The sequence below is a fragment of the Micromonospora sp. CA-240977 genome (assembly GCF_050942285.1).
GTDB lineage: Bacteria > Actinomycetota > Actinomycetes > Mycobacteriales > Micromonosporaceae > Micromonospora.
Window position 1 is genome coordinate 3,643,461 of record NZ_CP192055.1, and the last position, 25,141, is coordinate 3,668,601.

Annotated in this window: 25 protein-coding genes; 13 read left to right on the plus strand and 12 right to left on the minus strand. The window is 71.0% G+C overall.

The features are described from left to right. Positions 1 to 143 precede the first annotated feature (143 nt). From ACQPWW_RS16785 to ACQPWW_RS16800, 4 genes are all read right to left on the minus strand, one after another. Positions 144 to 2,699 (minus strand): ABC transporter permease, encoded by a 2,556-nt coding sequence (locus ACQPWW_RS16785; RefSeq protein WP_433133780.1) that lies wholly within the window; start codon positions 2,697 to 2,699, stop codon positions 144 to 146. Continuing rightward, positions 2,699 to 3,466 (minus strand): ABC transporter ATP-binding protein, encoded by a 768-nt coding sequence (locus ACQPWW_RS16790; protein ID WP_433133782.1) that lies wholly within the window; start codon positions 3,464 to 3,466, stop codon positions 2,699 to 2,701. The genes ACQPWW_RS16785 and ACQPWW_RS16790 overlap by 1 nt, the downstream gene beginning before the upstream one ends. Positions 3,467 to 3,822: 356 nt before the next feature. Continuing rightward, positions 3,823 to 4,509: a response regulator gene (locus ACQPWW_RS16795; RefSeq protein ID WP_433133784.1), complete on the minus strand. Its 687-nt coding sequence runs from the start codon at positions 4,507 to 4,509 to the stop codon at positions 3,823 to 3,825. A gap of 224 nt (positions 4,510 to 4,733) precedes the next feature. Further along, the gene (locus ACQPWW_RS16800) at positions 4,734 to 5,648 is read right to left on the minus strand and encodes a RecB family exonuclease (RefSeq protein ID WP_433133786.1); all 915 of its coding nucleotides are present in this window, start codon (positions 5,646 to 5,648) and stop codon (positions 4,734 to 4,736) included. Positions 5,649 to 5,725: 77 nt separating this feature from the next. Here ACQPWW_RS16800 and ACQPWW_RS16805 point away from each other — a divergent pair, with 77 nt between their 5' ends. The 3 genes from ACQPWW_RS16805 to ACQPWW_RS16815 are packed head-to-tail and all read left to right on the plus strand — an operon-like array spanning position 5,726 to position 8,494. Next, entirely contained in the window at positions 5,726 to 6,880 is a 1,155-nt protein-coding gene (locus ACQPWW_RS16805; RefSeq protein WP_433133788.1) for a M50 family metallopeptidase, read from the plus strand. After that, positions 6,877 to 7,875: a tRNA (adenine-N1)-methyltransferase gene (locus ACQPWW_RS16810; protein ID WP_433133790.1), complete on the plus strand. Its 999-nt coding sequence runs from the start codon at positions 6,877 to 6,879 to the stop codon at positions 7,873 to 7,875. The genes ACQPWW_RS16805 and ACQPWW_RS16810 overlap by 4 nt, the downstream gene beginning before the upstream one ends. 46 nt (positions 7,876 to 7,921) lie before the next feature. After that, complete coding sequence (locus ACQPWW_RS16815; RefSeq protein WP_355029057.1) at positions 7,922 to 8,494, plus strand: hypothetical protein; 573 nt, start codon at positions 7,922 to 7,924, stop codon at positions 8,492 to 8,494. A gap of 52 nt (positions 8,495 to 8,546) precedes the next feature. On the opposite strand, the gene ACQPWW_RS16820 is transcribed toward ACQPWW_RS16815, so the two are convergent. Next, the gene (locus tag ACQPWW_RS16820; protein WP_433133792.1) at positions 8,547 to 8,837 is read right to left on the minus strand and encodes a ferredoxin; all 291 of its coding nucleotides are present in this window, start codon (positions 8,835 to 8,837) and stop codon (positions 8,547 to 8,549) included. A 178-nt stretch (positions 8,838 to 9,015) separates the two neighbouring features. On the opposite strand from ACQPWW_RS16820, the gene arc reads away from it, so the two are divergent. The 6 genes from arc to prcA all read left to right on the plus strand — a co-directional run bounded on the left by arc (position 9,016) and on the right by prcA (position 15,293). Then, positions 9,016 to 10,800, plus strand: coding sequence for a proteasome ATPase (arc, locus tag ACQPWW_RS16825; protein WP_433133794.1), 1,785 nt, complete (start codon positions 9,016 to 9,018; stop codon positions 10,798 to 10,800). A 327-nt stretch (positions 10,801 to 11,127) separates the two neighbouring features. Continuing rightward, complete coding sequence (gene dop / locus ACQPWW_RS16830; RefSeq protein WP_433133796.1) at positions 11,128 to 12,645, plus strand: depupylase/deamidase Dop; 1,518 nt, start codon at positions 11,128 to 11,130, stop codon at positions 12,643 to 12,645. Positions 12,646 to 12,749: 104 nt separating this feature from the next. Further along, positions 12,750 to 12,965, plus strand: coding sequence for a ubiquitin-like protein Pup (locus tag ACQPWW_RS16835; protein ID WP_088948111.1), 216 nt, complete (start codon positions 12,750 to 12,752; stop codon positions 12,963 to 12,965). Positions 12,966 to 13,025: 60 nt separating this feature from the next. Beyond that, complete coding sequence (locus tag ACQPWW_RS16840) at positions 13,026 to 13,643, plus strand: endonuclease VII domain-containing protein (protein WP_433133798.1); 618 nt, start codon at positions 13,026 to 13,028, stop codon at positions 13,641 to 13,643. After that, the gene (gene prcB, locus ACQPWW_RS16845; protein WP_357818388.1) at positions 13,562 to 14,401 is read left to right on the plus strand and encodes a proteasome subunit beta; all 840 of its coding nucleotides are present in this window, start codon (positions 13,562 to 13,564) and stop codon (positions 14,399 to 14,401) included. The genes ACQPWW_RS16840 and prcB overlap by 82 nt, the downstream gene beginning before the upstream one ends. A gap of 61 nt (positions 14,402 to 14,462) precedes the next feature. Beyond that, positions 14,463 to 15,293, plus strand: coding sequence for a proteasome subunit alpha (gene prcA / locus ACQPWW_RS16850; RefSeq protein ID WP_433133801.1), 831 nt, complete (start codon positions 14,463 to 14,465; stop codon positions 15,291 to 15,293). A 123-nt stretch (positions 15,294 to 15,416) separates the two neighbouring features. Here the strand turns inward: prcA and ACQPWW_RS16855 are convergent, their stop codons facing one another. The 5 genes from ACQPWW_RS16855 to rfbB are packed head-to-tail and all read right to left on the minus strand — an operon-like array spanning position 15,417 to position 19,671. Then, on the minus strand, positions 15,417 to 16,727 hold the full coding sequence (locus ACQPWW_RS16855) for a polysaccharide biosynthesis protein (RefSeq protein ID WP_433133803.1): 1,311 nt from the start codon (positions 16,725 to 16,727) through the stop codon (positions 15,417 to 15,419). Further along, positions 16,724 to 17,425 carry a glycosyltransferase family 2 protein gene (locus ACQPWW_RS16860; RefSeq protein WP_433133805.1) on the minus strand — a complete coding sequence of 234 codons (702 nt, stop codon included), beginning with the start codon at positions 17,423 to 17,425 and terminating at the stop codon, positions 16,724 to 16,726. Before ACQPWW_RS16860 ends, ACQPWW_RS16855 begins: the two co-directional genes overlap by 4 nt. Beyond that, positions 17,418 to 17,789 carry a DUF2304 domain-containing protein gene (locus ACQPWW_RS16865; RefSeq protein ID WP_355029048.1) on the minus strand — a complete coding sequence of 124 codons (372 nt, stop codon included), beginning with the start codon at positions 17,787 to 17,789 and terminating at the stop codon, positions 17,418 to 17,420. The genes ACQPWW_RS16860 and ACQPWW_RS16865 overlap by 8 nt, the downstream gene beginning before the upstream one ends. After that, on the minus strand, positions 17,786 to 18,673 hold the full coding sequence (gene rfbD, locus ACQPWW_RS16870) for a dTDP-4-dehydrorhamnose reductase (RefSeq protein ID WP_433133807.1): 888 nt from the start codon (positions 18,671 to 18,673) through the stop codon (positions 17,786 to 17,788). The genes ACQPWW_RS16865 and rfbD overlap by 4 nt, the downstream gene beginning before the upstream one ends. Beyond that, a complete protein-coding gene (rfbB, locus tag ACQPWW_RS16875) occupies positions 18,670 to 19,671 on the minus strand; it encodes a dTDP-glucose 4,6-dehydratase (RefSeq protein ID WP_433133809.1) in 1,002 nt (333 codons plus the stop codon). Before rfbB ends, rfbD begins: the two co-directional genes overlap by 4 nt. Positions 19,672 to 19,758: 87 nt before the next feature. On the opposite strand from rfbB, the gene rfbA reads away from it, so the two are divergent. The 4 genes from rfbA to ACQPWW_RS16895 all read left to right on the plus strand — a co-directional run bounded on the left by rfbA (position 19,759) and on the right by ACQPWW_RS16895 (position 22,971). Then, the gene (gene rfbA, locus ACQPWW_RS16880; protein WP_433133811.1) at positions 19,759 to 20,649 is read left to right on the plus strand and encodes a glucose-1-phosphate thymidylyltransferase RfbA; all 891 of its coding nucleotides are present in this window, start codon (positions 19,759 to 19,761) and stop codon (positions 20,647 to 20,649) included. After that, on the plus strand, positions 20,646 to 21,269 hold the full coding sequence (rfbC, locus tag ACQPWW_RS16885; protein ID WP_433134389.1) for a dTDP-4-dehydrorhamnose 3,5-epimerase: 624 nt from the start codon (positions 20,646 to 20,648) through the stop codon (positions 21,267 to 21,269). The genes rfbA and rfbC overlap by 4 nt, the downstream gene beginning before the upstream one ends. Before the next feature lie 68 nt (positions 21,270 to 21,337). Further along, entirely contained in the window at positions 21,338 to 22,696 is a 1,359-nt protein-coding gene (gene pafA, locus ACQPWW_RS16890) for a Pup--protein ligase (protein WP_234581936.1), read from the plus strand. 80 nt (positions 22,697 to 22,776) lie between these two features. Next, entirely contained in the window at positions 22,777 to 22,971 is a 195-nt protein-coding gene (locus ACQPWW_RS16895) for a hypothetical protein (RefSeq protein WP_357818118.1), read from the plus strand. 24 nt (positions 22,972 to 22,995) lie between these two features. Here the strand turns inward: ACQPWW_RS16895 and ACQPWW_RS16900 are convergent, their stop codons facing one another. Next, positions 22,996 to 24,081 (minus strand): DUF3866 family protein, encoded by a 1,086-nt coding sequence (locus tag ACQPWW_RS16900; protein WP_433133813.1) that lies wholly within the window; start codon positions 24,079 to 24,081, stop codon positions 22,996 to 22,998. A gap of 50 nt (positions 24,082 to 24,131) precedes the next feature. Then, positions 24,132 to 25,136 carry a cation diffusion facilitator family transporter gene (locus ACQPWW_RS16905; protein ID WP_433133815.1) on the minus strand — a complete coding sequence of 335 codons (1,005 nt, stop codon included), beginning with the start codon at positions 25,134 to 25,136 and terminating at the stop codon, positions 24,132 to 24,134. Positions 25,137 to 25,141 lie beyond the last annotated feature (5 nt).

A 25,141-nucleotide genomic window follows, 5' to 3' on the forward strand; every position in this document is an offset into this window, starting at 1 on the left:
GCCGCCCGAGTCGCGGGCGGGCCAGCGCCCTGCCGGCACCACCAGCCTGACAGTCGGTCGGGTGGGCCGGGGACGAATCGCTCAGCCCGGGACAGCCGATGCCCCCGATCGCGGTGCGCGACCGGGGGCATCGGTGGTGCCGATCAGTCGTGGGCGATCGCGCCCAGGACGTTGATCCGGGCCGCCCGGATGGCTGGCAGCACCGCGGCCACCACCCCGATGATCGCGGCGAGACCGAGGAAGACACTCATCTGCCCCCAGGGCAGGATCAGGTCGGTGATGCCCTCGTCCTTGAGTGCCTCGACCACGGCGGCACCGAGACCGGTGCCGACCGCCACGCCCAGCAGCGCGCCGAACACGGAGATCACCACCGCCTCCACGGTGATCATGCCCATCGTCTGGCCCCGGCGCAGGCCGATCGCCCGCAGCAGACCCAACTCGCGGGTCCGCTCCAGCACCGACAGCGCCAGGGTGTTGATGATGCCGAGCACGGCGATCACGATGGCCAGGGCCAACAGGATCTGGATCATCGTGAGCAGCCCGTCGAGCTGACCGGTCTGCTGCTTGATGAACGCGTCCCGGTCGGCCACCGACACCTCGGGGCTGTCCGCCAGCAGCGTCTCCACCTGGGGCTGCACGTCGGCGACCCGGGTACCGGGGGCGAGCTGGATGAAGCCCTGGATGGGCTGCGGGATGGTGAAGTCCTTCGCGGCCTGCACCGGCAACGTCACCGGGTTGGTCAGTTGGGACGACTCGTAGATGCCGCTGACGGTGTACGTCCGCGCCTCACCCCGGGGCAGCTGCACCTTGACCGTCGAACCCACCGACCAGCCACGCGAGGTGGCAGTGTCCGAGCTGGCCAGCATCTGGGTCGGCCCGAGCCGGTCGATGTCACCGGCGGTGGCCTTCGCCCCGAAGATCTGCCGCAGCGACGCGACGTCGCTGCTCGCCGCGACCCAGGTGCTCTCGCCGTCGACCTTCGCCATGTCGCCGTACTCGCCGTCGACGAGCTGCACGCCGGGCAACGCCTTCGCCTGGTCCAGCACACCCGGGTCGAAGCTCGGCGGACGCGGGCCACCCTGCTGACCGGAGATCACCAGCTCGGCCTTGATGGTGTCCTGGGCGAGCGCGCTGATGCTGCCCTTCGCCGAGTCGAGGATCACCGTGACGCCGGTGACCAGCGCGATGCCGACCATCAGCGCCGCGGCGGTGATCGCGGTGCGGCGCGGGTTGCGCCCGGAGTTGAGCCGGCCCAGCTTGCCCGGCACCGACCAGGAGAAGATCGTGCCGAGCAGGTTCACCACCGGCCGGCTGATCAGCGGGGTCAGCAGCGCCACGCCGATGAAGGCGAACAGCACCCCACCGAGGATGGTGGTCAGCGTCTGCCCGCCGGCGTTGCCGCTGAGCCCGAGGAACAGCAGCACCGCGCCGATGCCGGTGACCACCGAGCCGGTGATGGTGATCTTGGTCAGTGGCCGGTCCGGCGTGGCCACGTCCTGCATGGCCGCGATCGGCGGAATCCGCGACGCCCGCAGCGCCGGCAGCAGCGCCGCCACCACCGTGATGACCAACCCGACGGCGAACGACCCGATCACCGCCGCCGCCGGCACACCGATCCCGGCCAGGGTCAGGCCTCCGGCCAGCTTGCCGAACAGGAACGCCAGCAGCGCCCCCACACCGATGCCGGCGGCGAGGCCGAGCACCGAGGCGATCAACCCGACCGCGATGGCCTCCAGCACCACCGAACCGATGATCTGCCGCCCGCTGGCCCCGATGGCGCGCATCAACGCCAACTCCCGGGTGCGCTGGGCCACGATGATCGAGAAGGTGTTGAGGATCAGGAACGTACCGACAAGCAGCGCCACCGCGGCGAAGCCGAGCAGGATCTTGTTGAAGAAGGACAGGCCCTCCTTCAGGCTGGCCGAGGCGTCCGCGGCCACCTGCTTGCCGGTCTTCACCTCGAAGTCGGCGCCCAGGGTGCGGGCCACGTCGTCGCGCAGCTTCTCGTCGGAGACGCCGTCGGCGGCGGTCACTGTGATGCTGCTGAAGGTGTCCGGTTCGCCGAGCATCAGCCGCTGCGCCACCGGCGTGGTGAAGAAGACCTCGTTGACCCCACCGATCGAGTCCCGGTCACCGCTGTAACCGAGGATGCCGACCAGAGTGAAGTCCCGCTTCTTCGACTCGAACGCGGTGAGCACGCCGACCTTCTGACCGACCTGCACCTTCGCGGTCGTCGCCAGCGCCTTGTTGACCACGATCTCGTTCTCGGCCTGCGGCGCGCGCCCCTCCCGCAACTGCATCAGGTCGCTCTCGCCGGTCCAGTTCTCGCCCAACTGCGGCGGACCGAACGAGGTGACCACCTTGCCGTTGCTGCCGATCACGCGGGCGCCGTCGGCGTTGACGATGCCGGTCGCCGAGGCCGCCCCGGGCACCTGCTTGACCCGTTCCACGACGGCGGCGGGCAGCGGGGCGGAGGTCTGCTCGCCCTCCATCTCGCTGAGCTCCACCTTCGGTTTCGCCGCGACGTTCACGTCGATCTCGGAGAAGCCGTCGGCGAAGACGGAGTCGAACGAACGGCCCAGCGTGTCGGTCAACACGAAGGCGCCGGAGACGAACATCACCCCGAGCACCACCGCCAGGCCGGACAGAATCAACCGGACCTTGCGGGCCAGGAGACTCTTCAGTGTCGCCCGGAACATCAGCTGCCCACCTCGGCCGGAGTGTCCAGCTTCTTCATGGTGTCCAGCACCGTCTCGGCGGTCGGCTCGATCAACTCCGAGACGATCTGCCCGTCGGCGAGGAAGACCACCCGGTCGGCGTACGCGGCGGCGGTCGGGTCGTGGGTGACCATCACGATCGTCTGGCCGTGCTCGCGGACCGAGTTGCGCAGGAAGCTGAGCACCTCCGCGCCGGAGCGCGAGTCCAGGTTGCCGGTCGGCTCATCCGCGAAGATCACCTCAGGGCGGGAGACCAGGGCCCGCGCGCACGCCACCCGCTGCTGCTGCCCGCCGGAGAGCTGCGCCGGCCGGTGCTCCAGCCGGTCCCGCAGACCAACCGTGGTGATCACCGTGTCGTACCAGGCCGGGTCCGGCTTGCGCCCGGCGATCGACAACGGCAGCAGGATGTTCTCCTTGGCGGTCAGCGTGGGCAGCAGGTTGAACTGCTGGAAGATGAAACCCACCTTGTCGCGGCGCAGCTTCGTCAGCCCGGCGTCGCCCAGCCCCGTGACGGTCGTCTCACCGATCGCCACCGTTCCCCGGGTTACCGAATCCAGGCCGGCCAGGCAGTGCATCAGCGTCGACTTGCCCGAACCGGACGGTCCCATGATCGCGGTGAACCGGCCACGTTCGAACTCCGCGCTGACCCCCCGCAGGGCGCTGACCTGAGCCTCGCCGCTGCCGTACACCTTCCACACGTCGTTCGCCCGGGCCGCGGCCTGCGCCTGCTGGCCTACCGTCGCGGTCACGTCATCTACCTCTTCCGTCTGTCCGTAAGTTCACGCCGCCCCCCGATGGTCCGGCGCGACTGTTCCATCATCGGCGCTGTTCACGCCCGTTCCGTCCGCCCACGGGGGGACCCGGCGCGGATTTCCCGCTGCGGGTGGCCCCCGATATCGGATCAGGGTTGCCCCTGATCCGACGGCCGGTCGACCCCTTTTCCCGCGACCGGTGACAGCGCCGAACCCGACTCTGCCCCCGCGCGCCACAGGAGGGTCAACCGCGCCGAGCCGTCTCCGGTCACGGTAGGTGACCGCGGCAACGGTGCCGTCCCCCCGCGGAGGGATCCTTGGGTACGCCAGGTGGGGTAGCCGCCGGACGCCGGCTACGCCCTGGGGCGGATCAGGCCCGACTCGTACGCCAGCACCACGGCCTGCACCCGGTCCCGTAGTCGCAGCTTCGTCAGCAGGCGCCCGACGTGGGTCTTCACAGTGGTTTCGCTGACCGACAGCGCCGCCGCGATCTCGGCGTTGGACAACCCCCGGGCCACCTGCACCAGCACCTCTCGCTCCCGGTCGGTGAGCGCGTCGAGCACCGGCGCGGGCGTCGCCGCCGGATCGGGCAGCAGGTCGGCGAAGCGCTCCAGCAGCCGCCGCAGGATCCGCGGCGAGACCACCGCGTCCCCACCGGCCACCGTGCGGATCGCCGCGATCAACTCCTCGGCGGGAACGTCCTTGGCCAGGAACCCGCTGGCGCCCGCGCGCAGCGCCCCCACCACGTACTCGTCCAGGTCGAACGTGGTGAGCACCAGCACCCGCACCGGCAGCCGGGAGTCGACGATGGCCCGGGTCGCCGCCACCCCGTCCATCCGGGGCATCCGGATGTCCATCAGCACGACGTCGGGCAGCAGCCGTCGGGACAGCTCGACCGCCTCCACACCGTCGCCGGCCTCGGCCACCACGTCCAGGTCACCCTCGGCCCCCAGCACCATCCGGAAGCCGGTGCGCAGCAACGGTTGGTCGTCGGCGAGCAGGATCCGCACCGGCCGCGCCGAGGCCACCCGATCCGTCATCTCGTCTCCCGTTCCGCCGACGTCGTGCTGGCACCGCTCATCCTCGCGTACGGCGGCCGATGCGTCGCGGACCACGCTGGAGGCCGACGGTGCGCGTCCCGACCGGCGGGGCGCCGCCTCGGTCGGGACCGTCGGCGAGGCCGGGCGCCCACGACGGATGGGCACGGCCCCCCGGACCGGCCACGCCCACGCCCGCGGCGGGCCCGAGCGGCCCGCCGCCGGCGTCACTCGTCGGCGCCGGGCACCACCGGAGCGGACCGGGCGTCGCGCAGCGGATCGGCGGTCGCCGCCGTGACCGGGAACGGCGGCGGGGTGCCGCCGAAGCTCGGGCACAGCGCCTGGTGGCTGCACCAGTCACAGAGCCGGCTCGGCCGGGGCCGGAAATCCTGCCGGGCGGTGGCCTGCTCGATCGCCCGCCACAGCGCCACCACAGTGCGCTCGAAGCGGACCAGCTCCTCGGCGTCCGGCGTGTAGTCCAACACCTCGGCGTCGCGCAGGTAGAGCAACCGCAGCACCCGGGGCACCACCCCCCGGGTGCGCCACAACACCAGGGCGTAGAACTTCAGCTGGAACAGCGCCCGCGCCTCGAACGCCTCCCGCGGCGCGCCCCCGGTCTTGTAGTCGACCACCCGCAGCGCGCCGTCCGGAGCCACGTCGAGCCGGTCGAGGTAGCCCCGGATCAGCAACTCCTCGTCGACCACCGCCGAGATCAGGCTCTCCCGTTCGGCCGGCTCCAGCCGGGTCGGATCCTCCACGGCGAAGTAGCCCTCCAACAGCCCCGCGGCCGAGCGCAGGAACTCCACCGGCCCGGCCGGCTCCGCGCCGTCGAAGATCCCGGCCAGCTCCGGCTGCTCGGTCACCAGCCGGTCCCACTGGGGAGCCACCAGGTCGCCCGCCGCCGCCGGCGTGCGGTCCTGCGCGGGCAGGTCGAACAGACGCTCCAGCACCGCGTGCACAAGCGTGCCCCGGGCCTGCTCGATAGTGGTGCGCTCGGGCAGCCGGTCGATGCTGCGGAACCGGTAGAGCAGCGGGCAGGTCTTGAAATCCGCCGCCCGCGACGGCGACAGCGAGGCCCGCACCGTCGGCGGCGCCTGCGCCGGGGAGGAGGGTTGGGAGGTGGTGACCGGTTCCGCCGTCATGTCCGCAAAGGTTAGGGCACCGGTGTGACACCGACCGCCGCCCGCCCCGCCCGGCGACGGTCCGTAGCATCGTGGCGATGGAGCAGACATCCCGCCCACCGCGCCGACCCCACCGGCGTCTCGGCCTGAACGTCGGCCGGGTGTTCGGGGTGCCGCTGCACCTCAACGGCTCCATGGTCCTGCTCTCGGTGCTCATCGCCGTGCTGTACGCCGAGTTCGCCCGCCGACAGCTCGACCTGCCGCAGATCAGCGGCTACCTGATCGGCTTCGGGTTCGTGGTGTCGTTGCTCGGCTCGGTGCTGCTGCACGAGCTGGGCCACGCCCTCACCGCCCGCCGGCACGGCATCGGTGTGCGCGGAATCACCCTGGAACTGCTCGGCGGCTACACCGAGATGGACCGGGACGCCCCGTCCCCGCGTGTCGACCTGCTGGTCTCGCTGGCCGGCCCGGCCGTCTCCGCGGTGCTCGGAGTCCTCGCGGTCGCCGCCACCCTCGCCCTGCCCGAGCGCACGCTGGCGCACCAACTCGCCTTCCAACTCGCGGTCAGCAACGTCATCGTCGCGCTGTTCAACAGTCTGCCCGGACTGCCGCTCGACGGCGGCCGGGCGCTGCGCGCCGCCGTGTGGGGGCTGACCCACGACCGGCACCTCGGCACCGAGGTCGCCGGCTGGGCCGGCCGGCTCGTCGCGGTCGGCACCGCCGCCCTGGTCGTGCTGCTGACCGTCGCCGACTACCTGGCGCCGCTGGCGCTGCCGCTGATGCTGCTGGTCGCCGTCACCCTGTGGCGGGGCGCCGGGCAGGCGGTCCGGGCCGCCCGCGTCAGCCGCCGGTTCCCGCTGATCGACCTCTCCCGGCTGGCCCGCCCGGTCTGGCCGGTGGCCACCGGTACACCCCTGGCCGAGGCCCAGCGCCGCCGCGCCGAAGGCGGGCAGCCCACCGCGGCCCTGCTGGTCACCGACTCCACCGGCCGACCGGTGGCGCTCGTCGACCCGGCCGCCGCCGACGCGGTGCCCGTCGACCGCCGGCCGTGGCTGGCGGTGGACGCCGTCGCCCGAGCACTCGGCACACTTCCCGCGCTGCCGGTCGGCTGGGACGGCGAGCGGGTGATGGAGGCCGTACAGACCCACCCGGGCGCGCAGTACGTGGTGACGTCAGGCGAAGATGTCGTCGGCATTCTGCACATCGCGGACCTTGCACAGCTCCTCGAACCCAACCGGAAGATGACACAGTGACCGCAACTCCCTCCACCGTCGGAGCCGACCCCACCACCCCGGCGCTGACACCGGTGCACCGTGGGCCCTTCCGGCCCGGCGACCGGGTTCAGCTGACCGACCCCAAGGGGCGGATGCACACCGTGACGCTGGAGCCCGGCAAGGAGTTCCACACCCACCGCGGCATCCTGGCGCACGACACGCTGATCGGGCTCCCCGACGGCAGCGTGGTGACCACCGCCGGTGGCGGCACCGCGTTCCTCGCCCTGCGGCCCCTCCTGTCGGACTACGTGCTGTCCATGCCGCGCGGCGCCCAGGTGATCTACCCGAAGGACTCGGCGCAGATCGTCGCGATGGGTGACATCTTCCCCGGTGCGAAGGTCCTCGAGGCCGGCGCCGGCTCCGGCGCGCTGAGCTGCTCCCTGCTGCGGGCCGTCGGCACCGAGGGCGAGCTGCACTCGTTCGAGCTGCGTGACGACTTCGCCCAGATCGCCAAGCGCAACGTCGAGGCGTTCTTCAACGGGCCGCACCCGTCGTGGCACCTGCACGTCGGTGACGTCGCGCAGTGCCAGGAGACCGGCTTCGACCGGATCATCCTGGACATGCTGACCCCCTGGGAAACTCTCGACATGGTCGAGCGGGCGTTGGTCCCCGGCGGGGTGTTCATCGGCTACGTCGCCACCACGCCGCAGCTGTCCGAGCTGGTGGAGGCGCTCCGCGAGCGCGGCGGCTGGACCGAGCCGCGCGCCTGGGAGTCCCTGGTGCGCGACTGGCACGCCGAGGGCCTCGCCGTCCGGCCGGACCACCGGATGATCGCGCACACCGCGTTCCTGGTGTCCGCGCGCAAGCTGGCCCCCGGGGTCACCGCGCCGCCGCGCCGGCGCAAGCCCAGCAAGGGCACGGAGGCGTACGCGCAGCGTCGCCAGGACCTGCGCGCGGCGGAGGCGGCCCGGCAGGCCGCCGCCGTGGCGGCGGGTGCGCAGTCCGACGGTACGGGGGAGATGGACAGGCCGTGACCATCGAGCTGGCCGGCGGCACCGCCGAGCAGGGGGAGGCGCTGGCATGAGCCGACCGGGCTACGGCGGCGGTGACCTCCCCGCGGTCTTTCCCGACTGGTCGCCCTACCAGGATCTGGAATCGGCGGCGCGGGCCTACCTGCGCGACCCGGACGTCGCCCTGGAGGCGCTCGGCGGCGTGCTGCGCGGCGCGTCGGTGCTCGGCTTCACCCTGGAACGCTTCGTCAACGAGGTCAACGGCGTGTGGCAGGAGGTCGTCGTCTGCGACGGCAGCCGGCTGATCCTCTGGCACGGCGAGGACGTACCGCCGGAGGAGGGCCCCCCGGGCTCGATGACCTCGTCGTTGCGGGTCGTGCCGGTGTCCACCGTCACCGAGGTCGGCTGCCGGCGGCGGCTCAACCGCGCCGACAGCGGCGAGATCCGGGTCGACAGCATCGACGTCTACCTGCTGCTCACCTCACTGGACGAGGCGCCGCCGAGCGAGGAGATGGTGGGCACCCCACGGCACGACGCGCTGCGCTTCGGCAAGACGCTCGACGACGGTGGGGCCGGGCAGATCGCCCGGTTGGAGGAGTTCGCGCGGCTGGTCGCCTCGGTGGTCGGCCGTCCGATGCTCTGAGGCGTACCCCTCCTGGAGCCGGCCGGGCCGCGTGGCCCGGCCGGCGGACGGCTCAGTCCTCGGCGTCCGGACCGGCGATCTCGACACCGTCGCCGCGCACCACGTGGATGCAGTCGCCCGGGCACTCCTTCGCGGAGTCGATCACCTCGAGCCGCAGGTGCTCGGGCACGTCGACGCGGCTGCCCGGCGCCGCCAGCAGCTCGCCGTCGGCGCCCTTGACGTACGCCAGACCGTCGATGTCGAACTCGAAAACCTCCGGCGCGTACTGCACGCAGAGCCCATCGCCCGTGCACAGATCCTGGTCCACCCAGACCTGCAGCTGATCGGTCGCGACCTCGGTCACCGGCGCACCCCCCATGTTCTCCCGTCCTACACTCCGACGGTACCCGAACGCCGGTAACCGCCCGTCAGGCCACCCTTGGCGATCAAGGTTCGGTGACGAGGGTGTTGCGTGGGACCGAATCGGCCTCATAGCGGCTAGTGTTAGGGCAGAACGTTCAAGCCCCCCGGGGAGGTGGGACGTGGCAGCACGCAGCGACGACGCGGACTCGCGCGCCGCACGGTGGGAGAAGGAAGCCCACGATCTCTCCACGCAGGTCGCGTTCCTTCAGGAGGAACTCGCTCTGGTGCGGCGCAAGTTGACCGAAAGCCCCCGACACGTCCGGCAGCTCGAAGAGCGGCTGGCGGCCACCCAGGCACAGTTGGCGCGGCTGACCGAGAACAACGACCGGCTGGTGAGCACCCTCAAGGAGGCTCGCACGCAGATCGTGACGCTCAAGGAGGAGATCGACCGGCTCGCGCAACCGCCGAGTGGCTACGGCGTCTTCCTGGCCAAGCACGAGGACGGCTCGGTGGACGTGTTCACCGGCGGCCGCAAACTACGGGTCGCGGTCTCGCCCTCGCTGGACGTGGGTGACCTGCGCCGTGGCCAGGAGGTCCTGCTCAACGACGCGCTCAACATCGTCGACGCGTTCGGCTATGAGCGGGTCGGTGAGGTCGTGATGCTCAAGGAGATCCTGGAGGGGCCCGGCGGCGGGCCGGGCGACCGGGCGCTGGTGGTCTCGCACTCCGACGAGGAGCGCATCGTGCACCTCGCCGAGACCCTCATCGGCTCCGCGATCCGGGCCGGCGACTCGCTCATGATCGAGCCCCGCTCGGCGTACGCGTACGAGCGGATCCCGAAGAGTGAGGTCGAGGAGCTGGTCCTGGAGGAGGTGCCCGACGTCGACTACGGCGACATCGGTGGCCTCCAGTCGCAGATCGAGCAGATCCGCGACGCGGTGGAGTTGCCCTTCCTGCACGCGGACCTGTTCCGCGAGCACCAGCTCCGCCCGCCCAAGGGCATCCTGCTCTACGGCCCGCCCGGCTGTGGCAAGACGCTCATCGCCAAGGCGGTGGCCAACTCGCTGGCCAAGAAGATCGCCGAACGGCAGGGCAAGGAGAAGCACACAAGCTTCTTCCTCAACATCAAGGGCCCCGAGCTGCTCAACAAGTACGTCGGCGAAACCGAGCGGCACATCCGGCTGATCTTCCAGCGGGCGCGGGAGAAGGCCGGCGAGGGCACCCCGGTGATCGTGTTCTTCGACGAGATGGACTCGATCTTCCGGACCCGTGGCTCCGGTGTCTCCTCCGATGTGGAGAACACCATCGTCCCGCAGCTGCTCAGCGAGATCGACGGCGTGGAGGGGCTGGAGAACGTCATCGTCATCGGCGCCTCCAACCGGGAAGACATGATCGACCCGGCGATCCTGCGCCCCGGTCGGCTCGACGTCAAAATCAAGATCGAGCGACCGGACGCCGAGGCGGCCAAGGACATCTTCTCCAAGTACATCCTCTCCGGGCTGCCCCTGCACCCGGACGACCTGGCCGAGCACTCGGCCGACCCCCAGGCCACCGTCGCGGCGATGATCGACGCCGTGGTGCTGCGGATGTACTCGGAGACCGAGGAGAACCGCTTCCTCGAGGTCACCTACGCCAACGGTGACAAGGAAGTCCTCTACTTCAAGGACTTCAACTCCGGCGCGATGATCCAGAACATCGTCGACCGGAGCAAGAAGATGGCCATCAAGGAGTTCCTCACCTCCGGTCGCAAGGGGCTGCGCCTGCAGCACCTGCTCGACGCCTGCGTCGACGAGTTCCGCGAGAACGAGGACCTCCCCAACACCACCAACCCCGACGACTGGGCGCGCATCTCCGGCAAGAAGGGCGAGCGGATCGTCTACATCCGCACGCTCGTCTCCGGCGGCAAGGGCGCCGAGGCCGGCCGGTCCATCGAGACCGCCAGCAACACCGGCCAGTACCTCTGACCGCCAGCGGCGGCACCGGACCCGTCCGGTGCCGCCGCTGCGTGCGTCCCACCGGCCCGGCCGGGCCCCGCGCATCCTGCCGCGTCGCCGCCCGCCCACGGTGGCTCGTCGTGGCCGACCCGGGCGCTCAGCAGGCCATCGACGGAACTTCACGGGATGGACGGGCGCGGCGCGCCGGCTGAGCGCGGTGCCACCGGGGGCCGCCACGGCACGGTAGCCGCGCCGCGCCGACCGGCAGGGCCGCGCGGTGGGCCACCGCGCAGACTAGTCTCGATGGTGTGAGCGGCGGGTACGCCGGCTCCAGGGGCGAGCGAAGCGAGTGGTCGCATGACGGTACGTCGGATCATGGGCACCGAAGTCGAGTACGGCATCTCCGTGCCCGGTCAGGCCGGAGCCAACCCGATGGTCACCTCATCACAGGTGGTCAACGCCTACGGGGCACGCCCTGAGCTCAACCGGGGTGGTCGAGCCCGCTGGGACTACGAGGAAGAGTCGCCGCTGCGCGACGCCCGCGGTTTCACCTACTCCGGGGCCGCCTACGACCCGGCCGAGGCGTTGGCCGACGAGGACCTCGGCCTCGCCAACGTGATACTCACCAACGGTGCCCGTCTCTACGTCGACCACGCCCACCCCGAATACTCCACCCCGGAGGTCACCACCCCCAGGGACGTGGTGCGCTGGGACAAGGCCGGCGAGCGGGTGATGGCCGAGGCGTCCCGCCGGGCCGCCACCATCCCGGGCAGCCAGCCGATCCACCTCTACAAGAACAACACCGACAACAAGGGCGCCAGCTACGGCGCTCACGAGAACTACCTGATGCGCCGGCAGACCCCCTTCGCCGACATCGTGGCGTACCTGACGCCGTTCTTCGTCACCCGCCAGATCGTCTGCGGCGCGGGCCGGGTCGGCATCGGCCAGGACGGCGGGCAGAGCGGCTTCCAGATCTCCCAGCGCGCCGACTTCTTCGAGGTCGAGGTGGGGCTGGAGACCACCCTCAAGCGGCCCATCATCAACACCCGTGACGAGCCGCACGCGGACGCCGACAAATACCGCCGACTGCACGTGATCATCGGCGACGCCAACCTCTCCGAGATCTCCACCTACCTCAAGGTCGGCACCACCTCGCTGATCCTCAACATGATCGAGGAGAAGGCGCTCGGCGCCGACCTCGGCATCGCCGACCCGGTCAGCGAGTTGCGCGCGGTCAGCCACGATCCCGGCCTGTCGCACCTCATGCGAATGCGCGACGGTCGCCGGCTCACCGCACTGGACCTGCAGTGGGCGTACCTGGAGCGGGTCCGGTCCTTTGTCGACGACCGCTACGGCACCGACGCCGACGAGCAGACCGTCGATGTGCTCGACCGCTGGGAGAGCGTGCTGGACCGGCTCGGCCGGGACCCGATGCTCTGCGCCGACGAGTTGGACTGGGTGGCCAAACTGCGGCTGCTCGAGGGCTACCGGGAGCGGGAGAAGCTCGGCTGGGGCTCGCACAAGCTCCAGCTGGTCGACCTGCAGTATTCCGACGTCCGGCCGGAGAAGGGCCTCTACCACCGCCTGGTCACCCGAAAGGCGATGAAGACGCTGCTCACGGACGACGAGACGCGCACCGCGATGACCGAGCCGCCGGAGGACACCCGGGCCTACTTCCGGGGCCGCTGCCTGGCCCAGTACGCGTCCGAGGTCGTCGCCGCGAGCTGGGACTCGGTGATCTTCGACGTGGGCCGGGAGTCACTCGTCCGGGTGCCGATGATGGAACCGGAGCGCGGCACGCGCGCGCACGTCGGGGCGCTGTTCGACCGTTGCGCCAGCGCGAAGGATCTGCTGGAGACGTTGACCGGCGGCTGAACGTACGTCCTTATGCCCGTCGCGTGCCGTAAGCCGGCGCGCGGCGGGCTTTTCGTCGCCCGCGCGAGGTAAGTTCATCGCAGACGATCGTGGAGGAGGCAGCAGTGGCCACTCATGACAGCGGCGGCCAGTCGCAGTCCGGCAAGTCCCGTCAGGGCGAGGAAATCGAGGACGTCACCACCGAGGCCAACCCCGAGGTGGCCGAGCGGCACGCCGAGATCACCGAGGACGTCGACGACCTCCTCGACGAGATCGACTCCGTCCTCGAAGAGAACGCAGAGGAGTTCGTGAGAGGTTACGTCCAGAAAGGGGGGGAATAGGGGCATATGTCCGATTTGACGGACCCTCCGGACAAGGTGTGTCCGCAGTGTAAGAGACTGTTGGCCCGCGCCGAGTTCCACAGTGATCGCCGCCGGGTGGACGGCCTCGCTTTCTACTGCAAGGTGTGCGCCAACGTCCGGTCGGAGGCGAGCCGGCGCAAACGAGGCATCGCTGCCCAGAGGAAGTCGCCGACACCCGTAGGTGAGGGTCTGAAGTGGTGTCCGGACTGCGAACAGATCAAACCGCTCGACGATTTCCCCACCACCACGACCAAGGCGAGTGGCCGGCACAGCTACTGCAAGCCCTGCCACAACGCCCGCGGCAAAGAGTCGGCGCAGCGGCTCTACGGCGGCACTCGCGAGTACCACCTGCGGCGGCGGTATGGCGTGGGGGAGAAGGAGTTTCAGGAGCTCCTGGCCGAGCAGGGCGGGGTCTGCGCGATCTGTGGCGGCGCGGACCCGCAACATCTGGACCACGATCATCGCACCGGGTGGGTGCGCGGGATACTCTGCTTCAACTGCAACGGTGGTCTTGGCCAGTTCCGTGACAGTCCCATGAGGCTGGCCAGGGCGATCACGTATCTGAGAGGAACCACGTGGCAGCGGGCTTTGATCCATCCGGGCGTCTACCAGATGTGTTCACCAACGCGGGGACGTCCTCCTTCACGACGTTCCTGAGTCGGGTGGCCCCCGAGATGCTGCCCGGAAGGCGGCCGTTGCCGCCGGGCATGGCAGCGGACCTGGCGCCGCACGCGACCACCATCGTGGCCATCTCGGCCGCCGGTGGCGTCGTGATGGCCGGCGACCGGCGGGCCACCATGGGCAACCTGATCGCCCAGCGTGACATCGAGAAGGTGCACCCGGCCGACGCGTACTCCCTGGTGGGGATCGCCGGCACGGCGGGCATCGGGATCGAGCTGATGCGACTGTTCCAGGTGGAGCTGGAGCACTACGAGAAGATCGAGGGCGCGATGCTCTCGCTCGACGGCAAGGCCAACCGGTTGGCGTCGATGATCCGCGGCAACCTGGGCGCGGCCATGCAGGGCCTGGCCGTGGTGCCGCTGTTCGCCGGGTTCGACCTGGCCGCCGCCGACCCGGCGCGGGCTGGTCGGATCTTCAGCTTCGACGTGACAGGCGGTCCGTACGAGGAGACCGGTTACGACGCGATCGGCTCCGGCTCGCTCTTCGCGAAGTCGGCGCTGAAGAAGCGGTTCCGGGCCGGGCTGTCGGTCGACGACGCCACCCGCCTCGCGGTCGAGGCGCTCTACGACGCGGCGGACGACGACACCGCCACCGGCGGACCGGACCTGACCCGTCGGATCTATCCGGTGGTGATGACCGCTACCGCCGAGGGCACCCGCCGGTTGACCGACGCCGAGACGGCGGCGATCGCCGAGGGCGTGGTCGCCGGTCGGATGGAGAACCCGGGCGGTTGAGCCCCGTCCACCCCCACCAGTCAGCAGTCGTCAGCACCGCGCCGTAAGGAGAACCGCCGCCGTGGCCATGCAGTTCTACGCCTCGCCCGAACAGATCATGCGCGACCGCTCCGAGTTGGCCCGCAAGGGCATCGCTCGGGGTCGCAGCGCGGTGGTCCTCAGCTATTCCGGCGGGGTGCTCTTCGTCGCGGAGAACCTCTCCAGCGCCCTGCACAAGGTCAGCGAGATCTACGACCGGATCGGGTTCGCCGCGGTCGGTCGGTACAACGAGTTCGAGAATCTGCGCCGGGCCGGGGTGCGGATGGCCGACCTGAACGGGCTCAGCTACGACCGGCGTGATGTCACCGGGCGGGCCCTGGCCAACGCGTTCGCGCAGACGCTTGGTGCGATCTTCACCGAGCAGTCGAAGCCGTTCGAGGTGGAGATCTGCGTGGCGGAGGTCGGGGCGACCGCGGACGATGACGAGCTGTACCGGTTGACGTACGACGGTTCGGTGAACGACGAGCCGGGGCGGATGGCCATGGGTGGCCAGGCCGAGGCGATCACCGGTGTGTTGAAGTCGCAGCACCGCGCGGACATGTCCCTCGCCGAGGCGGCCCGGGTGGCGGTGCAGGCGTTGAGTTCGGTGGGTGGTGAGGGCGGGGCGGCCCGGACGATCGCCGCCAACCAGTTGGAGGTGGCGGTGTTGGACCGCCACCGGGTGGGGCGCACGTTCCGCCGGATCACCGGTGCGGCGTTGACCGTGTTGCTGGACGGCGACGTGTCCGACGCCGAGCAGCCGGCGGAGGCGGGTGGCCCGGACACTCCGGCGCAGCCGACCACGGAGTCGCACAAGCCGACGACGTCGGCGGCGTCCGCGGACCTGGAGGACAAGCCGGCGGACGGCAAGTAGCACCGACGGATGCGGCGGGCGGCCCGAGGTCAGGGGCCGCCCGCCGCAGTACGTCCGGCGTCCTGCGGCGGGCGGGCCAGCCGCAGGACGGTGGTGACAACGACGCGCGGGGGTACGGGCCCGTCAGGCCCCGCCGGTCAATCCCGGCGCGGCGGTCTCGTAGGTAGGGGCGTGGGTGGGTGCTGCCGGGCGGGTGGCGCTGGTGCGCAGCAGCACGGCCATGACGGCGGCGACCACGACGGAGCCGATGGCGTAGCCGAGCTCGACTCGCAGCGCGGTGGAGACCGGGGCGAGCGTCGCGACGACGAGTGCGGCCACGCCGATGGCCCAGGCGAGGGCCTGTGCCCGGTGCCGGTCGAGGGCGAGCAGTGCCTGGCCGAGGACCATCGCCCACAGGTAGGCGAGGGTGGCGACGGCGAGCCAGGCGAAGTCGGCGTAGCCGAGGACGCCGGGAGCGTCGAAGAGGGTCTGCACCAGTCGTGGGCCGAGGAGCACGGCGAGTACGGCGCCGGTGAGGCCGAGCGCGCTGACGATGCCCAGGGCGCGGCGCAGCAGGCTGTGGAAGCCGGCGAGGTCGCCGGTGCTGGCCGAGGTGGAGAGGCCCGGTAGCAGCGATGCCTGGAGCGAGGCGAAGACGAACAGCGGGATCCGCACCAGCACCAGTGCGGAGAGCAGCGCGCCGGCGGTCGCCACGTCGGACGGGTCCAACACCTTGACGTTGATCACGCCGATGTTGACCACGACCTGGGCGAGCAGGCTGGAGGCGGTGAGGAGGCCGAGGCCGCGCAGCAGGGTCGCCCAGGCGACGGGGACGCCGCCGCCGATGGCTCGCAGGACCGGTGGTGCGGTGAGGATGGCGCCGGCGACGGGCGCGATGACGAGCACCGCGCCGTACCAGACGGGATCGGTGACGCCGTTCAGGCCGAGCACGGCGACGATGACGATCCGCAGGCCGCCGTCGATGCCCAGTTGGGTGCCGTACCAGGGGAACAGTTGCAGGCCGGAGAGGACGCCACGGGTGGTGTGCGCGACGGCGAGCCCGGCCAGCGCGCCGATCAGGACGGTGGTCATGGTGCCGTCGCCGGCGAAGAGCCGGTCGGCGAGCGTGTCCCGGAAGGTGATGATCAGCGCGACCACGGCGGCGAGCAGGCCGGCGGCCAGGGCCGCCCCCCGGGCCAGTACCGGCCCGGGGGGAAGGCCCTGGCTGTGCCGGGCGGCGACGAGTCGGGCGACCTCCTGCTCGACCGGCATGAACAGGCCGATACCGAGGGTGAAGACGATCGACCAGAGCACGGAGAGCGAGTTGTAGTCCGCTTCGGTGAGGCTGTGCCCGGCGACCGCCAGGTGGACGTAGGAGGCGAGCCCGAGCAGGGCGAGGCCGGCGCCGACGGCGACGGTGCCCGGTGGGACCAGACTCAGGAGCTTGCGGATCACCGGCGAATGAGCGCCAACGTGAGGACGGCGAAGGCGCGGCCGAGGTAGATCATGGCCTTGGCGGGGGAGTGGCTGGGGGTGCCCGCCATCCGCTTGCGCATGGCCACCGGCACCTGCCGGATGGTGTAGCCGCGTCGGGCGGTGTGCACCAGCGTCTCCACGGTGTCGCCCAGGTATTCCACCGGGTACCAGGTGGCGAACATGTCGATGACCCGACGGTTGGCGGCCCGGAACCCGGAGGTGGTGTCGGTGAGCTTGGTGTGGGCGACGCGGGACAGCACACCGGAGAGCATGACCATGGCCCAGCGGCGGGGGCCGCGGACGTTGTAGTCACCCTCGCCGGCGAACCGGGCGCCGATCACCAGGTCGGTCTCGTCGAGCAGGTCGACGAGCTTCGGCACGTACCGGGGGTCGTGCTGGCCGTCGGCGTCGATCTGGATGGCGACGTCGTAGTCGTGGTCGCGCGCGTACCGGTAGCCCACCCGCATGGCGCCGCCGACGCCGAGGTTGTACGGCAGCTTGGCCACCCGGGCGCCGGCTGCGGCGGCGACCGCGGCGGTGCGGTCGGTGGAGCCGTCGTCGACGACGATCACGTCGACGCCGGGCAGCTCACCCCGGACCTCGCCGACCACGTCGGCGATCGAGCCGGACTCGTTGAGCGCCGGGATGATGATCAGGACCCGCTTGCCGTTAACCATCGTGGGACACCAGTTCGTTTCGGGCCGCCCGGTCCGCGTCGATCTCGGTACGGAGCAGGGCGAAGTCTTCGGCCAGGGTGCGGGTCTCTTCTTCCAGGTGGCTGACCTCCCAGCTGAGGTGCACGCAGACCAGCAGCAGGAAGATGATGCCGAGGAAGAGCACGAGGCTGACGCCGGAGGCGACGCCGAGCAGTTCGGCGACGTTGTCCAGCAGGCGGGGGAAGAGCGACAGGGGAATGACGATCACCAGGACGCCGAGCCAGAGCATGCCGTACTTCTCGCGGAGCTGCCGGCGGCGCAGCAGCTCGACGATGGTGGCCAGCAATATCAGGCCGGTCAAGCCGGTGACGAGGGTGAGCTTCATGCGACCTTCCACGGAGCGGGCGGAGCGGGGGAGTCGAACGCGTCGACGAGGGTGGCATGCCAGTCGGGGAGCGACGGCAGACCTGCGGCCGCCCAGCGGCTGTGTGCTAGCACACTGTACGCCGGCCGGGGAGCAGGACGAGGATACCGGTCGCTGGTGGTGGGTCGGATCCGGTCCGGGTCCAGACCGGCCAGCGTGAACGCCGCGCGGGCCAACCCGTACCACGTGGTCTGGCCGGCGCAGGTGCTGTGGTAGATGCCGGCGGCGGCCCGGCCGTCGAGGGCGGCTTCGGCGAGCGCGACGAGCTGTTCGGCGAGCCGGTAGGACCAGGTGGGCTGGCCGTGCTGGTCGTCGACCACGTCGATGTGCTCGCGCTGGGTGGCGAGCCGGAGCATGGTGGCCACGAAGTTCGGGCCGTGCGCGCCGTACAGCCAGGCGGTGCGGACCACGTAGCCGGTGTCGGGCAGCAGCCGGGCGACGGCCTGCTCGCCGACCAGCTTGCCCCGGCCGTAGGCGTTGACCGGCGCGGTGGGGGCGTCCTCCGGGTAGGGGGCTCGCGCGTCCCCGGCGAGGACGTAGTCGGTGGAGATCTGGATGAGCCGGGCGCCGCTGGTGGCGCACGCCGACGCGAGGTTCGCCACGCCGTGACCGTTGACGGCGGTGGCGGCGGCCTCGTTGGCCTCCGCGCCGTCGACATTTGTCCACGCCGCCGTGTTGATCACGATGTCGTGCTCGGCGACCGCAGCCCGCACGGCGGTGGGATCGGTGACGTCGAGGTCGACGCGGCCCGCGGCGGTCACCTTGAGGTCGGACCGGGCGTGCAGCACGCTGACCAGGTCCCGACCGAGCATCCCGCCGGCGCCGGTGACGAGTAGTCGGGTCATGCGGTGGGTGTGGTCTTGAGGGGTTCCCACCAGGTGCGGTTGTCGCGGTACCAGGTGACGGTGTCGGCGAGGCCCTGGTCGAGGGTGATGCTGGGGGTGTAGCCGAGCTCTTGGTGGATCTTGGTGATGTCGAGGGAGTAGCGGCGGTCGTGGCCCTTGCGGTCGGTGACCGGGACGACGCGGTCCCAGCCGGCGTCGCAGGCGTCCAGGAGTCGGCCGGTGAGTTCCTTGTTCGTCAGTTCGGTGCCGCCGCCGATGTTGTAGACCTCGCCGGCGCGGCCTTTCTGTTGGACCAGGGCGATGCCGCGGCAGTGGTCGTGCACGTGTAGCCAGTCGCGGATGTTGCCGCCGTCGCCGTAGAGGGGGACGGTGGCGCCGTCGAGGAGGTTCGTGACGAACAGGGGGATGACCTTCTCGGGGAACTGGTACGGGCCGTAGTTGTTGGAGCAGCGGGTGACGACGACGTCCATGCCGTGGGTGCGGTGGTAGGACAGGGCGAGCAGGTCGGAGCCGGCCTTGGACGCCGAGTAGGGGGAGTTCGGGGCCAGGGGCCAGGTTTCGGTCCAGGAGCCTTCGTCGATGGAGCCGTAGACCTCGTCGGTGGAGACGTGCACGAAGCGGCTGGTGCGGTGGCGCAGGGCGGCGTCGAGCAGGGTCTGGGTGCCGAGGACGTTGGTGGTGACGAACGGGGCGGCGCCGGCGATGGAGCGGTCGACGTGGGATTCGGCGGCGAAGTGCACGATGACGTCGTGTTCGGCGACGACCTCGTCGACGATGACCGGGTCGCAGATGTCGCCCTGGACGAACCGTAGCCGCGGGTCGTCGCGGACGGGGTCGAGGTTGGCCAGGTTGCCCGAGTAGGTCAGTTTGTCGAGCACGGTCACGACCGCCGGCTCGAGTGGCGGCACGCCCTCGGCGCTGCCGAGGGGCTTGCCCAGCAGCAGGCGAACGTACTCCGACCCGATGAATCCGGCTCCGCCGGTGACGAGGATCCTCACGGGTCGGGAAGTGTACGCGAAGTTGGGTGCGCTACGCGGGGCACGACCCCCCCGCACATCCTGCTTTTGTGCCGCTAGGCTGCCCCGGTGCGTGGAATCCTACTTGCTGGCGGCACCGGTTCTCGGCTCTGGCCGATCACCCGTGCGGTTTCGAAGCAGCTGATGCCGGTCTTCGACAAGCCGATGGTCTACTACCCGCTCTCCACCCTGGTGATGTCCGGGGTGCGGGAGATCCTGGTGATCACGACCCCGGACGACCAGGACCAGTTCCGTCGGCTGCTCGGCGACGGCAGCCAGTTCGGGCTGCGGCTGGAGTACGTCAGCCAGGAGCGCCCGGAGGGCATCGCGCAGGCCTTCATCCTCGGTGCGGACTTCATCGGCGCGGAGTCGGTGGCGCTGATCCTCGGCGACAACATCTTCCACGGTGGTGGTCTGGGCCGGCAGCTCGCGGCCAACGGCGACCCGGTCGGCGGGCGGGTCTTCGCCTACCAGGTGGCCAACCCGCAGGAATACGGTGTCGTCGACTTCGACGACGCCGGTCGAGTGCTCTCGATCGAGGAGAAGCCGGCCCGGCCGAAGTCCCGCTACGCGGTGCCCGGCCTCTACTTCTACGACAACCGGGTCGTGGACATCGCCCGCAAGCTCACCCCGAGCGCCCGCGGCGAGCTGGAGATCACGGCGGTCAACGAGGTGTACCGGGAGACCGGGGAGCTGTCGGTGACGGTGCTGGATCGCGGCACCGCCTGGCTGGATACCGGCACGTTCACCTCGATGATGCAGGCGGCCGAGTTCGTCCGGGTGGTCGAGGAGCGGCAGGGTCTGAAGATCGGTTGTGTCGAGGAGGTGGCCTGGCGGGCCGGCCTCATCGACGACGACCAGCTGCGCGCCTTGGCCACGCCGTTGACCAAGAGCGGCTACGGCGACTACCTGCTCGGCCTGCTGGCCGAGCCGGACGGCCAGCAGAGGGCGGCGTGGTGAAGATCCGGGAGCTGAGCATCGAGGGCGCCTGGGAGATCACCCCCCAGCAGCACGGCGACCCGCGCGGCATGTTCATGGAGTGGTACCGCTTCGACAAGCTCGCCGACGTGGTGGGGCACCCGATGCGGCTGGCCCAGGCCAACCTGTCGGTCTCCGCCCGTGGCGTGGTGCGCGGCATCCACTTCGCCGACGTTCCGCCGGGCCAGGCCAAGTACGTCACCTGTGTGCGCGGCGCGGTCCTCGACGTGATCGTGGATCTGCGGGTGGGCTCGCCGACCTTCGGCCGGTGGGAGGGCGTCCGGCTGGACGACACCGACCGTCGCGCGGTCTACCTCAGCGAGGGGCTGGGGCACGGTTTCTGCGCGCTGACCGACGACGCCACGTTGAGCTATCTCTGCTCGGCCAGCTACAACCCGACCGGCGAGCACGCGGTGCACCCGCTGGACGAGGAGCTGGGCATCGAGTGGCCCGCCGACGTGCCGCTGCTGTCCGCGCGGGACGACGCGGCGCCGACCCTCGCCCAGGCCCGCGAGAGCGGTCTGCTGCCGGAGTACGACAACTGCCGGCGGTTCGTGGCGAGCCTCGGTCCGGACGGAATGTCGCACTCAACCGGTATGTGACAGCCCCCGGGGCACGACCTGTGGTGTGACAGTGACGAACCGGGCCTCCGGGCGGCTAATGTCACACCATGGAGCGGCGAATCTTCGGCCTCGAGACCGAGTACGGCGTCACCTGCACCTATCGCGGGCAGCGGCGGCTGTCCCCGGACGAGGTCGCGCGGTATCTGTTCCGTCGCGTCGTGTCCTGGGGTCGGTCGAGCAACGTCTTCCTGCGTAATGGAGCCCGGCTCTACCTGGACGTCGGGTCGCATCCGGAGTACGCGACACCGGAGTGCGACTCGGTGACCGATCTCGTCGCCCACGACCGGGCTGGCGAGCGGATCCTGGAGGGCCTGCTCGTCGACGCGGAGAAGCGGCTGCACGACGAGGGCATCGCGGGTGAGATCTACCTGTTCAAGAACAACACCGACTCGGCCGGTAACTCGTACGGCTGCCACGAGAACTACCTGGTCTCCCGGCACGGGGAGTTCGGCAGGCTCGCCGACGTCCTCATCCCGTTCCTTGTCACCAGGCAGTTGATCTGCGGGGCCGGCAAGGTCCTGCAAACCCCGCGCGGCGCGGTCTACTGCCTGTCGCAGCGGGCCGAGCACATCTGGGAGGGCGTCTCCTCGGCGACCACCCGCAGCCGTCCGATCATCAACACCCGCGACGAGCCGCACGCCGACGCCGAGCGCTACCGGCGGCTGCACGTCATCGTCGGTGACTCCAACATGAACGAGGTCACCACGCTGCTCAAGGTCGGCACCGCCGACATCGTGCTGCGGATGATCGAGGCCGGGGTGGTGATGCGCGACCTGTCGCTGGAGAACCCGATCCGGGCCATCCGGGAGGTGTCACACGACATCACCGGCCGGCGCAAGGTGCGGTTGGCCTCCGGCAAGGAGGTCAGTGCCCTGGACATCCAGCAGGAATACCTGGCCAAGGCCACCGAGTTCGTCGAGCGTCGCGGCGGCGACCAGGCCGCCAAGCGGGTCGTCGAGCTGTGGGGGCGGGTGTTGAACGCGGTGGAGAGCGGTGACCTGGAGCCGGTCTCGCGGGAGATCGACTGGGTCAGCAAGCTGCGGCTCATCGAGCGTTACCAGCGCAAGCACGACCTGCCGCTGTCGCACCCCCGGGTGGCGCAGATGGATCTGGCGTACCACGACGTGCGTCGCGGTCGGGGCCTCTACGGTCTGCTGGAACGGCGCGGCGAGGTCGACCGGGTCGCCACCGACCCGGAGATCTTCGAGGCCAAGGAGACCCCACCGCAGACCACCCGGGCCCGGCTGCGCGGTGAGTTCATCCGGCACGCCCAGGAGAAGCGGCGGGACTTCACTGTCGACTGGGTGCACCTGAAGCTCAACGACCAGGCGCAGCGCACGGTGCTCTGCAAGGACCCGTTCCGGGCGTACGACGAGCGGGTCGAGCGGTTGATCGCCAGCATGTGACGGGTCTGCCGGCCCCGGCGGAGCGGTCCGCCGCCGGGGCCGGCCAGCCCGGCGCGCCGAGCGGCTAAGCTGAGCGCGCCATGACGACTTCTGGACCTTCCGACCGCCCTGAGCGCGGCGCCGAGCGGCAGAACTGGGTCGAACGCCGGCGGGAGAAGATCCGCGCCGAGGTCGACCGTAACCGCCGCGGTGAATACACGGTGCCGACGTGGGTGCTGGCCCTGGCGCTGGTGCTCATCGTCGGCGGCTGGCTCGCCCTGATCTTCCTGGCCTGACCGGCGCCCGTCCGCCGGGCCCGCTCAGCCGAGCACTGTGGCGGCGTGGCGGCCCGCGGCGGCGGCGGCCAGGAAGTACGCGTGGTCGGCGTCGAGACCACGGCCCATGGTGGACAGCGGCACGGCGCTGGCGCGCAGCGCGGCGTCGAGGCCGGTGGTGGGCACCCGGACGATCCGGTGCCGGGCGGCGAGCGGGGCCAACGACGCGTCCACCTCGGCCGCGAGGGCCGGGTCCAGGTCGTCGGGCACCACCAGTTCCGCCGGGGCGAGGGCCACCCGGCCGTACGCGGTGAGGCTGTGGTGCGACACGCCCCGGTGCCGGGGGCGGGGGTCGGCGGCGGAGATGCGCAGCGAGCCGACCGGCCGGCCACCCAGCGTGGCGATCGCGTTGACCGCCTCGCCGACGGCGACACCGGAGAACCCCCACCGGGTGCCGGTGCCCAGGTTGCCGGGTCCCTGGGCGACGATGGCCACGTCGGCGCCGAGCACGTGCCGGGCGGCGAGCAGGCCGCCGTGCAGGGTGGTCGCCTCCAGGTCACCGCCGAAGGCCTGCCCGACGGTGATCGTGCCGGCCAGGTCGGCGCGCAGCCCGGCGAGGGTGCGGGAGAACCAGGCCGGCAGCGCCCCGCCATCGGTGAGCAGGTACGCCACCCGGGCCTGCGGGGCGTCGGCCCGGATGCCGGCCAGGATCGCCGGCAGCGCCGAGTGCAGGTCGGCGGTGACCACGGGCAGGCCGCCCAGGTCGTCCGCGTCGGCGAGCACCGCGCGGTGCGGGGACGCCTCCTCGTCGACGCCCAGCAGGATCGGCTGCAACGGCGTGTACCGGGCCTTGACCAGGTGCCCGGCGTCGCGGGTGTCGGCGACCTCCGGCGGGTCCGGCGGCAGCCGGTCCGGCAGGGCCACCACGAGGGCGTACCCGCCGGTGCCCAACCCCATCAGCAGCGCACCGGCGTTGAGCAGCACCCGGTCGCCGGGCTCGGGTGCGCCGACCAGCTCCGGGTAGGCCAGCGCCCGCATGCGCGTGCCGTCGGGCAGGTCGACGTCGAGCTCCACCGCCCCGGTCCACTGCCGTCGCAGCGTCGCCACCGTCCCCGTACGCCATCGCACCATGACGGGCACGCTAGCCGCGCGGGCCCGACGGCCCGCGCCCGGGTGGTGGATCAGGTCGGCGCGGGGCCGCCGGCGTCCGGGGTCGGCCCGGCCTGGGTGTGGCGGGCGGTGCCGGTGGACCCCGGCAGTGAGCGGGTGGGGTCGAGGAAGACGAAGCGGATCTCCGGGTACCGCCCGGTGAGCCGCCGTTCGGCCTGGTCGGCCGTGGCCTCGATCTGCGCCCCGGTGGCGTCGTCGCGGAAGTCGACCTTCGCGGCGACCAGGATGTCCTCCGGGCCGAGCTGCATGGTCAACAGCGTGTCGATGCGCTCCACCTCGGGCAGCCCGCTCAGCTCCCGCTCGATCTCGTGGCGCAGTCGCTCGGGGACCGCGCGGCCGACAAGCAGCGACAGGTTGTTGCCGGCGAGGATCCCGGCGACGGTGAGCAGCAGCAGCCCGATGAGGATCGACGCGACGCCGTCCCACACCTCGTCGCCGGTGGCGTGCGACAGGCCGACGCCGGCCCCGGCCAGCAGCAGACCGATCAGCGCCGCGCTGTCCTCCAGGAAGACCGCCTTGACGGTGGTGTCCGCGGTCAGCCGCAGGAACCGCCGCGGCGTGGTGCCCCAGCGCTGCGATGCCCGTCGGACCTGCCGCAGGGCGCGGGCCAGGGAGATCGACTCGATGACGAACGACACCGCCAGGACGAGGTACGAGACCAGGTAGTCGCCGCTGTGCTCGTGCACCAGGATCGTGGTGACGCCGTGGGTGACGGCGAAACCGGCCCCGGCGACGAAGGTGAACATCGCGGCGAAGAACGCCCAGACGTAGCTTTCCTTGCCGTACCCGAAGGGGTGTCGCTGGTCGGCCGGCCGCGCGCCCCGGCGCAGCGCCTGGAAGAGCAGCACCTCGGTGGTGGTGTCGGCGACCGAGTGGGCGGCCTCGGACAGCATCGCGGCCGATCCGGAGATCAGCCCGGCGATCAGCTTGGCGATCGCGATGGCCAGGTTGGCGGCACCCGCGACGATCACCGTGCCGACGCTCTCGCTTCCCGGCCTGGTTTCCGCTTGCGCCATGAGGA